The organism is Streptomyces sp. NBC_00683 (assembly GCF_036226745.1).
GTDB lineage: Bacteria > Actinomycetota > Actinomycetes > Streptomycetales > Streptomycetaceae > Streptomyces.
In genome coordinates this window covers 3298313-3311135 of record NZ_CP109013.1, presented here as the reverse complement: position 1 = coordinate 3311135, position 12823 = coordinate 3298313, and the positions used below count along the sequence as shown (strand labels likewise).

Sequence of the window (12823 nt, the reverse complement as noted above, 5' to 3'; positions counted from 1 at the left end):
CCTCTTTGCGCTTCGTTGATCGGCATGGTGGACACAAGCGGAACCACAGAGTCAGGATCAGGGACGGGGCAGGGACCCGTCGCAGGATCAGGAACCGGGGAGCCCGACTCCCGTCCCCGTAAATCCAGTTGGAAGTACATCGGACCCGGCATCGTCGTCGCGGCCACCGGCGTCGGCGCCGGGGACCTCGTCGCGACACTCATCGCGGGGAGCAAGTTCGGCTACACCCTCATGTGGGCGGCCGTCATCGGCTGCCTCGTCAAGATCTCCCTGGCCGAGGCGGTGGGCCGGTGGCATCTCGCGACGGGCCGCACCCTCTTCGACGGCTGGCGCAGCATCGGCGGGTGGACCACGGTCTACTTCGCGATCTACGTCGTCGTCTGGGGCTTCGTGTACGGCGCGACGGCCATGTCCTCCAGCGCCCTGCCCATCGTGGCGCTGTTCCCCGACGGGCCGGGGCTGAAGACCTGGGCGATCATCACCGGGCTGGTCGGCCTGGTCTTCGTCTGGTTCAACCAGTACGCCGTCTTCGAGAAGGTCATGACGGTCCTGATCGGCGTCATGTTCGTCGTCGTGGTGTACGTCGCCATCCGGGTGGTGCCGGATGTGGGGGCCTCCTTCGCGGGCCTCCTGCCCGTGCTCCCGGACGGCTCGCTGATCTACACGCTCGGACTGATCGGCGGGGTCGGCGGCACCATCACCATGGCGGCGTACGGGTACTGGGTGAACGCCAAGGGCTGGAGCAACTCCTCCTGGATGAAAGTGATGCGGCTCGACAACAGGGCCGCCTACATCACCACCGGCGTCTTCGTCGTCGCCATGCTGATCGTCGGCGCCGAACTGCTGCACTCCTCGCAGATCGCCCTGACGAAGGGCGACCGGGGGCTGATCGACCTCGGCCAGATCCTTGAGGACCGCTTCGGGGCGACCACCGCGAAGCTGTTCCTCGTCGGCTTCTTCGCCACCTCGTTCTCGTCGCTCATCGGCGTCTGGCACGGCGTGAGCCTGATGTTCGCCGACTTCGTCGAGCGGATGCGGGCCGGCCGCCGCAGCGGGGACACGGAGCGGGCGGGCAGCGAGACGATCGGCCGCCAAGAGCGGTCCGTCCCCTTCCGCGTGTACCTGCTCTGGCTGACCTTCCCGCCGATGACCCTGCTCTGGCTGGACGAGCCGTTCGGCCTGGTCATCGGTTACGGGGTGCTCGGCGCCTTCTTCATGCCGTTCCTGGCCCTGACCCTGCTGATGCTCCTCAACTCCTCCCGCACGCCCAGGGAATGGCGCAACGGATGGCTCAGCAACGGGATGCTGGGCGCGGCGGGCCTGCTGTTCGTCGTGCTGTGCGTCCAGCAGGTGCGCGACCTGCCCTGGTGACGGCGCCGTAGGTGTCCGCGGGAACGCAGCAGCGCCGCCGGGGGAGCGGCGGCGCTGCTGGCTCGAAGGTCCGACCCGGTTACGGGAGCCCGTGGACGTGCGGGCCGACCGCGTTCGACCAGGCGTTGCCCGCCGTGGCGTCCCAGTTCGTGGACCAGGTCATCGCACCGCGCAGGTCCGGGTAGGTCCTGGACGGCTTGAACGAACCGCAGTTCGTTCCCTTGGCGAGGCAGTCCAGGGCCGCGTTCACGATGGACGGGGCGACGTAGCCGCTGCCCGCGCCGCGGGTGGACGCCGGGACGCCGAGGCCGACCTGCGACGGTGCGAGGCCGCCCTCCAGCTGGATGCAGGCGAGCGCGGTGAGGAAGTCCACCGAACCCTGCGAGTAGACCTTGCCGTCGCAGCCCAGCATCGAACCGCTGTTGTAGTACTGCATGTTGACGACGGTCAGGATGTCCTTGATGTTGAGCGCCGTCTTGAAGTACTCGCCGGACGTCGACTGCATGTCGATGGTCTGCGGCGCCATCGTGATGACGAGGCCGGAGCCCGCCTTCGACGACAGGGAGCGCAGCGCCTTCGTCATGTAGGTCGAGTTGAGGCCGTTCTCGAGGTCGATGTCGACCCCGTTGAAGCCGTACTCCTGGATGAGCGCGTACACCGAGTCGGCGAACGCGGTGGCGGAGGCGTCGCTGTTGACCGCGATCGTCCCCTTCTCACCGCCGATGGAGATGATGACGTTCTTCCCCGCGGTCTGCTTGGCCTTGATGTCGGCCTTGAACTGGGCGACGGTGTAGCCGTTCAGGCCCGCCGAGTCCAGGTTGAAGGTGACGGCACCGGGCGTGGCCGTGGCGTCCGCGAAGGAGACGGCGATGATGTCGTAGTTCGCGGTTACGTCGCTGAGCTTCTGGACGGTCGCGCCGTTGTTGAAGTTCTGCCAGTAGCCGGTCACCGCGTGCTTGGGCACGGAGGTCACGGGGCCGGGGCCGGGGTCGTCGGCCTTGGCCGTACGGCCGCTGACCGCAGCCGACTTGACCGACTCACCGGCGGAGTTGGTGGCGCTCACGGAGAACTGGTAGGCGGTGTCCGCGGCCAGCCCGGTCACGGTCGCCGAGGTGCCGGTGGAGGTGGTCGCCTTCGTGCCGCCCCGGTAGACGGTGTACCCGGTGGCGCCGGAGACCGCGTTCCAGGACAGGGACACGGAGGAGGACGTCGTCGTGCCGACGGTCAGACCGGCGGGGGTGCCGGGGATCGCCGGTTCGGGGTCCGTACCGCCACCGCCGTCGGGACCGGTCACCTCGACGTCGTCCGCGAAATAGGCCGCCTGGCCGTACCAGCCGTGGGTGTAGACGGTCACCGACGTGGTGGAGGCGCCGGTCGTGAAACTGGTCCTGAGCTGGGTCCAGGAACTGGACCCGGGGGACCAGGTGGAGACGTCCGTCGTCCCCGTGCCGCTCGCACCGATGTAGGCGTATCCGCCCTGCACCCAGGAGCTCAGGGAGTACGTGGAGTTGGGCTTCACCGCCACGGTCTGCGTGCACTTGGCGTTGTCCTGGCCGGCCGGGGTGCCCTTGAGGGCGGACGCACCGCCGTGGACGGGCGAGGAGACGGCGCTGCCGCTCCCGGCGGAACAGGTCCAGTTGGAGAGCCCGGACTCGAAGCCGGCGTTCTTGGCGACGTTGACGTCGGCCGCCTCCGCGCTGCTGACGAGCCCGGTGACGGTCAGGGCGCCGGCCGCGAGGGCGGCGACCGCCCCGCCGAGGAAGGCCCGGGAACGGCCTCTTCTGTGTCTGCTGCCTGCGGAGCGTTCCACTTGCTGCCTCCGGTGGGGGAGTTGGGGGTGCTGGCGCGAAACGGTGGCCACCGCTGGCCATAAACTGGTCCAGACCAATCAAGTTGTCAAGACCTCTGGCGACAGCTCGTCCCAACCCGCACAATGAACGAGGCGCTCAGGCGTCGTCCTGCAGCCGTGCCGCCACGTATCCGCTCACACACCCCACAGCCAGTACGGCGTTCGACATGAACAGCCCCTCCGCGGCCATCTCCTCCCACTGCACCGCCATGTTCAGCAGCTGCGCCACGATGGGCACGGCGATCGCCGCGGCCATGTGCTGCGGCAGCGAGTGGCGGAAGGGCTCGCGGTGCATGCGGGCCGCCGCCCATGCGGCCAGGGCGAGGCAGATCGCGTTGGGTATGTGGATCAGCAGCAGACGGCCGCCGAAGGTCTCCATCCGTTCCGGGGTGGCCACGTGCTCGTACACGACCGTGGCCTGCACGTACTCGGTGACGACGAGCACGACGATGCCGGCAGCCCAGGCGCGGGCCAGCGCGAAGACGGCTGCCCCGCGTCCGTCGTCCCGGTGGGTGGGGGTCCCGGGGTAGCTGTAGCGAGTCATGCGGGTGTGCCTCCGTATCGGCCGGTGAACAGCATCGAACGACCTACTTCACCGTGATGCTTTCGATGATCCGGTCCAGGTCGGATGCGGCCAGCGTGCCCTTGGCGGCATCGATGCGGACCGCGTACGTCTTCTTCTCCGAGTCCAGGCCCGTGATGATCACGCCCTTGACGCGGGTGCCCTTGGCGGGGGTTCCGTCCTCGCCGCCGGAGGTGAACTCGAACTCGACGCGCTTGGCCTCCCGCACCTCCTCGGGACCCTTGACGGAGACGTCCGACTGCTTCTTGAGCGTCGCCCCGAGCGCGATGCCGGCCTCGGCGCCGATCGCCGCCTCCTCCACCGAGTCGGCATTGGTGAAGTCCAGCTGCACGGTGATGGTCCCGACCGTCCTGCCGTCCTTCGTCAGCCGGGCCCCGGCGGCGTTGAACTTGCTGCGCTCGGCGTCGCTCTGCTCCTTGAAGGCGACCGGGTGCGCCACCGAGACGGCCGGGGTGGTGAGCTTGCCCCACCCCTGCGGTGTCGTACCGGTGGCGGCGTCGTCGCCGCATCCGACGGCGAACACGCCCAGGGCGAGTACCAGGCCCCCGGCGACCACTCCGCGCCCGGCGCGTCCGCCGCGAGGTGTCCTGTCCTGCTTGATTCCGCTGCTGTCCATGGCTGGCTGCTCCTGTCGGCCGTGATCAGTTCGCACAGTAGCTGTACGGCACATAGCTCCGGCTGCCTCCGTTCGGCGCCCCGAGGAACTCCGCGTCGTTGAGCATCTCCTCCTTCTTCTCGGTGGACACCGAGAAGCCGACGCTGAGGCCCAGGTTCAGCTCGAATCCGTACTCGGCGGCCTCGGTCTGGCCGGTGTAGGTCGTCCGGCTGGAGAGCCCGTTGTCGAAGAGCAGCTGCCCGAACGGGTCGTCGGCGCCCGGCCGCGACGTCGGCGCGTTGTCGTTGAACATGTAGCTGAAGGGCATGCCGTACTTGCCATTCCCGTTCAGCCACTCCTGTGCGATCTGCCGGTCGGCGTCGCCCTCCGGTCCCGGCTTCAGCACCACCGAGTTGGTGACCACCTCGATGCCGGTCTCCGAGTCACCGCCCTTGACGCCCCCGCTGCCGCCGCGCTTGTCGGTACCGGACTTCCCGTTGTCGCCGCCGACCTTGGCACCGTCCTTGACGCTGCCCTTCTCCACCGTGCGCGTCATGTCGATGCGCAGCAGCTCGCCGGTCTCCTTGTCGTGGGTGACGGTGATGGAACCGGTCTGCGTGGTGGAGGCGCCGGCTTCCCCGCTGATCGGCCCGGCCTCGTAGGAGGCCTTGGTGCCGTACTCGATCGCCGCGGAGTACGTGTACGCCTTGGTTCCCTTGAAGTTGTTGTCCGTCCAGGTCACCTCGGGCGAGAACTTGAAGTTGCCGCCCAGCGCCGCGCTCAGCTTCTTGTCGTCGCCCGCACCGATCTTGATACCCGCGGCGGCGCTGGCCTCGAAGCCGACCTTGCCGTAGCTGATGTGCCGGTCGCCCAGCTTCTCGTCGATGCTCTTGCGGAGCTTCTCCTCCTCGGCCATGGGGCCCTTGCCGAAGAGGTAGAGGATGCCGTTGCCGAGCCCGGCCCCCTGGGAATTGGCGTGCCGGTTGGCCAGCTCGTACGTCTTGAGCTTCTCGATGTCGTCGCGGAAGGACTTGGCCTCCTCCTCGCTCTTGAAGACCCAGGTGTCACCGTTGGTGACCTTCAGGCCGGCCCCGAGCTCCACCTTGTCCGAACCGAACTTGCCGACCTTGGCGCCCGGCTTCCAGTCCTTCTTGGCGGCGATGGAAGCGGCGTCGGTGAAGGTCATGGTGACCTGCTGGTCGTTCTCGTCGACCTTGCCGTCACCGTTCATGTCGGTCTTCGACTGGAAGGTCTGCTGCTGGAAGCCGTACTCCTCGCCCCATTCGATGAACAGGACCTTGGCCTTCGCGCCGGCCTTGTCGGAGATGGAGGAGAGCTGACAGAGCGGTGGCTCGTAGTCGGCGTCCGTCTTGGGAGCCGCCTGGTTCTCTCCGCCGCTGCCGCACTCCCCGAAGGTGACGGCGCACTTGAACCGCTCGGCGATGCGACCGCCGACCTGGGTCGCGGTGAGCGCGCCGATGATCGAGGTCACGACCACGACCATGCCCACGTACTCCGTCGCGGTGGCGCCGCGGTCGTCGAGCGGCAGGCCGTACCAGCTCCTGTTGCCCCGCCGCCCGGAAAGCGACGGTATTCGCCCGATCTGATCCATTCGAGGAGCTCCCTTCGCACCCGGCAGCCACCGCCGGCAGGAACCGGAGACTACGGAGCGAAGCAGGTTGCGGGCGTGGGTCCTGGGGCCCCAATCCGGGCCCAGAGTGCGAGGTGGGCCCGGATTCCGCGTCCCGTGGCGGAACGGGAACCGCCCTCACCGTGCTGACGTGCAACAACAGGGAGTGGATCACGCCTAATCGTGAAGTACATGATTAAACCTTTTGCTGGTACGGAATTTAACGACCGGTCACATCTCCCGATTTGGGTACGCGGGCCCTGTGTGGAACTGCTGTGGAGTGACTTACTGGGGGCCGAAAGGTGTTCTCTGCATCCGGGTACGTGGATAAAGTGCTGGATCAGGAGCACGGAGCAGGGAGCGATTGCGGCCGGCGGTACGCGGCGGCCGGAGCCGAACGGGGAACAGCGTGCCGACCGCAATAGCAGTGACCAGTGCCGACCTGGTCCTACCGCCCACCGACCAGCAGACGCCGCCCGCGGCGCTCCTGCAAGCGCCCGGTAACCAGGCGTTGGACCAGGCACTGGTGGACATGCAGGTGCTGCTCGACCAGCACGGCTATGTCATCGCCGTCTATCCGGCCAACATCGCGACCGCCCACGAGCGGCGGCTGCACACCATCCGCAACATGCTCGAGAGCGATCGGATCGCCCTGCTCAAGGTGGATCTCCCGCCTCTCGGACTCGCCGTCCTGGTGCGTCAGCTCCGGCAGTTGTCCATCTGCGACTTCAGCGCCGGGGTGGTGGCATCCGCAGCCAGGCTGCTCGCCCACTACATCCACGCCGGCGCCCTCCTCAACTCGGTCACCAAACTCGACCGGGTCCCCGTCAGCCTGAAGGCCCACGCCAAGTCATGGGTGCCCGGCTCGCAGTTCGGGGTGCTCGCCAACCCGAACCCCCAGCTGATCAAGATCGGTACGGGAGAGCTGGCCGGCCCGGAGTTCGGTACGCACCTGCTGGTCGCCAAGGGCCAGCTGCAGTCGGACTGGGTGACCGGCACGATCGCACCGGCCTGGCAGGTCCAGGCCGTGCACGAAGTCGCACTGCCCTCGGATTCACCGGGCTGGTGGGGCACGTCGAAGATGATCGAATTCGCTGCTTTCCTGCCCGATATCTCGGTCATCTACCAGCTGGTTTCTTCGGTCCGCAGGGAGGTTTGCACCTGGTGCGGAAATGAACTCATCGGCGACCGCTGTGGGTTGTGCTCGGCGCCACTGAAGCCGCAGGAGAACCAAACGCGCGCTTCCGGTGTCCTGAACCAAGGAACACCCATGCGCCAAGGGTCGTAGAACACCGCACCGTGCGTCCCCGCTGTGCTCCTCGACAGCCGGACAGGACAGCCCGGACCGAAAGGCTCCGGTGTCCCCACGCCCGTCCGGCACGGCCCCGCACGTCCCCGCTCCGCCTCATGATCCGAAACGGCACGAAACCGCTCCGCCCATCTGCCCGCTCATCGGCCCACGTCTCCCAACGAGGTTGCTCCGCTCATGAACTCACGGCAACGCCGCGGCGTCATCCTTCTGCTCCTGTCGGTCCTCTGTGCCTTCGGCGCCTTCGCCGGTGTGCTCTCGGTGATCAGCGACGTCAACTCGAAGGTCGGACCGGAGGTGACTGCCTACCAGGTGAAAACGGACGTGGCGCCGTACACGGCGCTTGAACCGGGGCAGTTCGAGAAGGTCGAGATGCCCAAGCGCTGGCTGTCCGAGAACGCGGTCACCGACCTCGCGATCATCAACGGCAAGATCGCCGTCACCCAGCTGCGCAAGGGCTCCCTCCTCCAGGACGACATGCTCGTCAAACGCCCGAGGGTGGAGAACGGCGAGCAGGAGATAGCCATCATGATCGACGCCGCGACCGGTGTCGCAGGCAAGATCCGCCCCGGCAACCTCGTCAACATCTTCGCGACCTTCGCCGCCGAGAACGAGGGCGACAAGGCCACCTCACGCGTCATCGTGCCCAACGCCAAGGTCATCGACGTGGGCCAGCTGACGGCCCTGGACCCGAAGCGGGACGACCGCAACAGCGGCCCGAGCGAGGCGGTGCCGATCACCTTCGCCCTCAACACCACGGACGCCCAGCGCGTCGCCTACGCCGAGTCCTTCGCCGAGCACGTACGCCTCGCCCTCCTCCCGGAGAACAGTCCGACCACGCTCCGTCCGGGCGAGGGCAGCTACAACCTCGACGAAGACAAGAACAAGTGAGGGCCGGATGAGCACAAGAATCCTCCCGGCCGTCGGTGATGCCGACGCCGCCCGATCCATCACCACACTGCTCAGCCAGCTCCCCGACGCGGAGCCGGCCGGGCCTCTGGGTGACTCGACCTCGTTGCTCGACACCCTGGCACGGCTGGCCGGCGAGTCCCTCGACGAGCTGCCCGAGGTCGTGCTGGTGCATGAGCGGATCGGTCCGGTTCCAGCGCTCGAGCTGATCCGGGAGGTGGCCCTCCGCTTCCCGGCGGTCGGGGTCGTGCTGGTCACCACCGACGCGAGCCCGGGGCTCTACTCGGCCGCCATGGACTCCGGTGCGCGAGGCCTGGTCGGTCTGCCGATCTCGTACGAGGAACTGGCCCAGCGAGTACAGGCCGCCGCGGCCTGGTCCGTGGGCGTCCGCCGCCACCTGGGCCAGGGTGCGGACGTCTTCACCGGCCCGGGCGGCACGGTCGTCACCGTCAGCGGCGCCAAGGGCGGCGTCGGCACGACGGTCACCGCCGTCCAGCTCGCCCTCGCGGCCAGGGCGTCCGGGCACACCGTCGCACTGGCCGACCTGGACCTGCAGTCCGGCGACGTGGCCTCGTACCTCGACGTCCAGTTCCGCAGGTCGATCGTCGACCTCTCCACCATCCAGGACATCTCGCCCCGCGTGCTCCAGGACGCCCTGTTCAACCACGACACCGGAATCGGGCTGCTGCTGGCTCCGGGAGAGGGGGAGCGGGGCGAGGAGGTCAGCGACCGGGTCGTACGCCAGACCATCAGCGCACTCAGGCACCGCTTCGAAGTGGTGATCATCGACTGCGGTACGCACATGAACACGGCCAACGCCGCAGCGATCGAAATGGCGGACCGGACCCTGCTGGTGACCACGCCCGACGTGGTGACGGTCCGGGCCGCCAAACGCATGGTCCGGCTCTGGGACCGGCTGCAGATCCGGAAGGCGGAGGAGACGATCACGGTCGTCAACCGCTACACCCGCAACACGGAGATCCAGCCGCCACTGATCGAGAAGATCACGGCCACGAAGGTGGCCCGGATCGTCATCCCCGCGAACTTCAAGGAACTGCAGGCGGTCGTGGACGCGGGCCGAATGCAGGATTTGGAGGCCAAGTCCACGGTGAAGCAGGCACTGTGGGGACTCGCGGGAGATCTGGGACTGGTCAAGAACGCCGAAAACGCGGACAAGCAGGGCAAGTTCAAGGGTGACCGAGGTGCAATCGGTGGCCGGCGCGGACGTGTGAAGTGACGAGCGAAACGATGCGACCGAGGGGGACAGTTGAACCATGAGACTTCCAGGAACGGGACCTGTCACAGGCCCAGGAGGCGCAGCCGAACACCTCATACCCGGCGTACCGGAGCCGCCGGGTGACGAGGTCATGTGTGCCGTACGAGGCCGCCGGGGCGGACTTCGGAGCGACCGGGGACAGACCGCGATCGAGTTCACGGGCACACTCCCGCTGATCCTGGTCACGCTGGCCCTGCTCTGGCAGGGCGCCGTGATCGGCTACACGTTCATGCTGGCGGGCAACGCCGCCGACAAGGCGGTCACCGCGGCCACGTCCACGTACGGGAGCCGGGAAGCGGCCTGCGAGAAGGCCGGACGGGAGGACCTGCCCAGTGCTTGGGCCGCCGACTTCGACTGCGGTGTGACCCCTGGCGGTGGCCTGGTGAAGGCCACGGTCGACGTGAAGGTTCCGCTGTTCTTCCCCGGTGCCTTCAACCTGCCGATGACGCTGACGGGCGAGGCCGCAGCCAACACGGAGAGGCTTGGACCATGGTGACGCACGTCCTGCCCATCAAGCCCGCCCGGCGTACGAGGACGGATCGCGTCCGCAGGATGCGCAGTACCTCACAGCAGGGACAGGCTGCCATCGAGTACGTGGGCGTGCTCACCCTTCTCCTCGTCGTCGCCCTCGCCGTCGTCCAGCTGGGCATCGCGGTGTACGCGGCTCAGCAAGCCGGCACGGCATCCCGCGCGGCGGCCCGCGTCGCCTCGTACGACCGGGCGAGCACGAGCGCGCAGCAGGCGGCGCGGGAATCCATGAGCGGATGGCTGGCCGACGGCGCCACCGTAGTCGAACGTCCCGGATTCGACGAGACGACGGTGACGGTAAGGATCCCCATCCCCGCCCTGCTCCCGATGCTCGACTTCGGATCAGTCACGAAGAGCGCCACCATGCCACGCGACTGACAGCCGTACCACCGCACCACACGAGGGAGTTGAGAGCATGAGTCTGCGGGCGCGCATCACCAGTCCCGAGCCGACGAACGGGCTGAGCGAGGAGAGCCAGCTGGTCGGGATCTACCGCGCCAAGCTTCTGGAGGAGATCGACCTCGCCGAGATGTCCGCCCTCGCGGCGGCCGAGCGCAGGGCGCGCCTGGAGCGCGTGCTGGGCCACATCATCAGCCGTGAGGGCCCCGTCCTCTCCTCCATGGAGCGTTCGCAGCTCATCCGCCGGGTCGTCGACGAAGCCCTCGGCCTCGGCATCCTGGAGCCCTTGCTCGAGGACGCGTCCATCAGCGAGATCATGGTCAACGGTCCTGAACAGGTCTATGTGGAGCGCGGGGGCCGGCTGGAACTCCTCCCGCTGCGTTTCTCCTCCAACGACCAATTGATGCAGACCATCGAGCGCATCGTCTCCACGGTCAACCGCCGTGTGGACGAGGCGAACCCCATGGTGGACGCCCGGCTGCCCTCCGGCGAGCGTGTCAACGTCATCATCCCGCCGCTCTCCCTCAAGGGCCCGATCCTCACCATCCGCCGGTTCCCCCGGGCGTTCACGCTCCAGGAGATGATCGGCCTCGGCTCGCTCGACGAGCACATGCTGATGCTGCTCGCCGGACTCGTCCGCGCGAAGTTCAACGTGATCGTCTCCGGAGCCACCGGTACCGGAAAGACCACCCTGCTCAACGCGCTCTCCGGACTGATCCCGAACGGCGAGCGCATCGTCACCATCGAGGACTCCGCCGAGCTCCAGCTCCAGCAGACCCACGTGATCACGCTGGAGAGCCGTCCCTCGAACGTGGAGGGCAAGGGCCAGATCACCATTCGCGACCTGGTCCGCAACTCCCTGCGTATGCGCCCCGACCGCATCATCGTCGGTGAGGTCCGTGGCGGCGAGACCCTCGACATGCTCCAGGCCATGTCCACCGGTCACGACGGCTCGCTCGCCACCGTCCACGCCAACAACGCCGAGGACGCGCTGATGCGTCTGCAGACGCTGAGCTCCATGTCCGAGGTCGAGATCCCGTTCGTGGCGATCCACGACCAGATCAACAGCGCCGTCGACGTGATCGTGCAGCTGACCCGTCACGCCGACGGCTCGCGCCGCATCACCGAGATCGCCGTCGTCGACTCGCACGGCCGCGAGGACTACCGCATCGTCTCGGTCTGTCGCTTCGCCGCCCAGCCGATCGCCGCAGACGGTCGCGTCGTCGGCAAGTTCGAGTACTACCCGCTGCCTCGCCGCGTCGCCGAGCGCTTCTACATGACGAGCGAGGCCATCCCGGCCGCGTTCGGTGTCGCCCGGTCGGAGGAGCAGCTCGTCGTTCGCCGGTCCGCCGCCTGACCCGGTCCTGTTCGTCCCCGTCCCTGCCCGCCGCTCACTGAGAAGGTCCCCGCCCGACATGGATAATCTTCCGCTCCTGACGATCGGAGTCACACTGCTTGCCGGCCTGTTCGCCGTCCTCGGCGTGCACGGCTACTCGGCGGGCAAGGCGCAGCGGCAGGTCCTGTTCGACCGGATGTCCCAGACCGGGCAGGTCACGATCGGCGGGCGGGTCCGGCGCTTCCGCGGGATCGACCGGCGCCTGCGGACGACGAGCCTCGGCAAACGCATCGAGCGCAAGATCTCGGCCACGGGCCTCGATCTGACGCCGGGCGAGTACGCCGTCTACGTCGTGGCCGCGCTGCTGGGCCTCTACTTCGTCATCGGGTCGATCTTCGCGTCGTTCTTCGGACTCCTCGCCGCGTGCATCGGCCTGTGGGGCGGCAACGCCTTCCTCAACTACCAGCGCACCAAACGCACCGAGGCGTTCATCAACCAGCTGCCCGAGCTCACCCGCGTCCTGGCCAACGCGACCCAGGCCGGACTCGCTCTGCGCACAGCGATCGGGATGGCGGTCGAGGAGCTCGACGACCCGGCACGGGAGGAGCTTCGGCGGGTGGCCGACCGGCTGGCCGTGGGCCACACCCTCGACGACGCGCTCAACGAACTTGTCGAACGGCTGCCCTCCCGTGAGCTGACCGTCCTGGTGTCCACGCTGATCCTCTCCAACCGGGCCGGCGGCACGATCGTCTCCTCGCTGCGCAACCTGACGGAGACGCTGGAGGAGCGCAAGGAGACCCGGCGAGAAGTCACCACGCTCCTGTCACAGGTGAAGGTGACAGCGGTCGCGGTCCCCATCCTCGGGATGGGCTTCCTGCTGATCATCAACGGGATGCGGGACGGGGCCCTGGACGACATGACGGCCGCGACAACGGGCCGGATCGCCGTACTGGTTGCGGCGGGCCTGTACGGCTTGGGCTTCTTCCTCATCAACCGGCTCACTCGCGTCCGTATCTGAATCCGACGGCCCGAAGAATT

12 protein-coding genes are annotated in these 12823 nt (G+C 67.8%); 8 read left to right on the top strand and 4 right to left on the bottom strand.

Translation table 11 applies throughout. From position 1 onward, the window contains the following. Positions 1 to 24 precede the first annotated feature (24 nt). Positions 25 to 1371: an Nramp family divalent metal transporter gene (locus OG257_RS14490; protein ID WP_329207921.1), complete on the top strand. Its 1347-nt coding sequence runs from the start codon at positions 25 to 27 to the stop codon at positions 1369 to 1371. A gap of 79 nt (positions 1372 to 1450) precedes the next feature. On the opposite strand, the gene OG257_RS14485 is transcribed toward OG257_RS14490, so the two are convergent. The 4 genes from OG257_RS14485 to OG257_RS14470 form a co-directional block, all read right to left on the bottom strand. After that, a complete protein-coding gene (locus OG257_RS14485) occupies positions 1451 to 3181 on the bottom strand; it encodes a chitinase (protein WP_329207919.1) in 1731 nt (576 codons plus the stop codon). 136 nt (positions 3182 to 3317) lie between these two features. Continuing rightward, positions 3318 to 3764: a hypothetical protein gene (locus tag OG257_RS14480; protein WP_329207917.1), complete on the bottom strand. Its 447-nt coding sequence runs from the start codon at positions 3762 to 3764 to the stop codon at positions 3318 to 3320. A 43-nt stretch (positions 3765 to 3807) separates the two neighbouring features. Continuing rightward, on the bottom strand, positions 3808 to 4419 hold the full coding sequence (locus tag OG257_RS14475; protein WP_329207915.1) for a hypothetical protein: 612 nt from the start codon (positions 4417 to 4419) through the stop codon (positions 3808 to 3810). Between the two features lie 25 nt (positions 4420 to 4444). Further along, a complete protein-coding gene (locus OG257_RS14470) occupies positions 4445 to 6010 on the bottom strand; it encodes a hypothetical protein (RefSeq protein WP_329207914.1) in 1566 nt (521 codons plus the stop codon). 445 nt (positions 6011 to 6455) lie between these two features. On the opposite strand from OG257_RS14470, the gene OG257_RS14465 reads away from it, so the two are divergent. The 7 genes from OG257_RS14465 (at position 6456) to OG257_RS14435 (ending at position 12803) form a co-directional block, all read left to right on the top strand. Beyond that, positions 6456 to 7316, top strand: a complete 861-nt coding sequence (locus OG257_RS14465; RefSeq protein WP_329215090.1) for a hypothetical protein — start codon at positions 6456 to 6458, stop codon at positions 7314 to 7316. A 198-nt stretch (positions 7317 to 7514) separates the two neighbouring features. Beyond that, positions 7515 to 8228, top strand: coding sequence for a Flp pilus assembly protein CpaB (gene cpaB, locus OG257_RS14460; RefSeq protein WP_329207912.1), 714 nt, complete (start codon positions 7515 to 7517; stop codon positions 8226 to 8228). 7 nt (positions 8229 to 8235) lie between these two features. Further along, positions 8236 to 9483: an AAA family ATPase gene (locus OG257_RS14455; protein ID WP_329207910.1), complete on the top strand. Its 1248-nt coding sequence runs from the start codon at positions 8236 to 8238 to the stop codon at positions 9481 to 9483. Positions 9484 to 9520: 37 nt separating this feature from the next. Then, positions 9521 to 10018: a pilus assembly protein gene (locus OG257_RS14450; RefSeq protein WP_329207908.1), complete on the top strand. Its 498-nt coding sequence runs from the start codon at positions 9521 to 9523 to the stop codon at positions 10016 to 10018. Continuing rightward, the gene (locus tag OG257_RS14445) at positions 10012 to 10428 is read left to right on the top strand and encodes a TadE/TadG family type IV pilus assembly protein (RefSeq protein ID WP_383806626.1); all 417 of its coding nucleotides are present in this window, start codon (positions 10012 to 10014) and stop codon (positions 10426 to 10428) included. The genes OG257_RS14450 and OG257_RS14445 overlap by 7 nt, the downstream gene beginning before the upstream one ends. Positions 10429 to 10465: 37 nt before the next feature. Next, a complete protein-coding gene (locus OG257_RS14440; RefSeq protein ID WP_329207907.1) occupies positions 10466 to 11806 on the top strand; it encodes a CpaF family protein in 1341 nt (446 codons plus the stop codon). A gap of 58 nt (positions 11807 to 11864) precedes the next feature. After that, positions 11865 to 12803, top strand: coding sequence for a type II secretion system F family protein (locus tag OG257_RS14435; RefSeq protein WP_329207905.1), 939 nt, complete (start codon positions 11865 to 11867; stop codon positions 12801 to 12803). Positions 12804 to 12823 lie beyond the last annotated feature (20 nt).

Bases quoted from the DNA above. Each gene is read 5' to 3' on its own strand.
- OG257_RS14490 (WP_329207921.1), top strand. From the start codon at position 25: ATGGTGGACACAAGCGGAACCACAGAGTCAGGATCAGGGACGGGGCAG.
- OG257_RS14470 (WP_329207914.1), bottom strand. From the start codon at position 6,010: ATGGATCAGATCGGGCGAATACCGTCGCTTTCCGGGCGGCGGGGCAAC.
- OG257_RS14445 (WP_383806626.1), top strand. From the start codon at position 10,012: ATGGTGACGCACGTCCTGCCCATCAAGCCCGCCCGGCGTACGAGGACG.
- OG257_RS14440 (WP_329207907.1), top strand. From the start codon at position 10,466: ATGAGTCTGCGGGCGCGCATCACCAGTCCCGAGCCGACGAACGGGCTG.
- OG257_RS14475 (WP_329207915.1), bottom strand. From the start codon at position 4,419: ATGGACAGCAGCGGAATCAAGCAGGACAGGACACCTCGCGGCGGACGC.
- OG257_RS14455 (WP_329207910.1), top strand. From the start codon at position 8,236: ATGAGCACAAGAATCCTCCCGGCCGTCGGTGATGCCGACGCCGCCCGA.
- cpaB (WP_329207912.1), top strand. From the start codon at position 7,515: ATGAACTCACGGCAACGCCGCGGCGTCATCCTTCTGCTCCTGTCGGTC.
- OG257_RS14435 (WP_329207905.1), top strand. From the start codon at position 11,865: ATGGATAATCTTCCGCTCCTGACGATCGGAGTCACACTGCTTGCCGGC.
- OG257_RS14450 (WP_329207908.1), top strand. From the start codon at position 9,521: ATGAGACTTCCAGGAACGGGACCTGTCACAGGCCCAGGAGGCGCAGCC.
- OG257_RS14480 (WP_329207917.1), bottom strand. From the start codon at position 3,764: ATGACTCGCTACAGCTACCCCGGGACCCCCACCCACCGGGACGACGGA.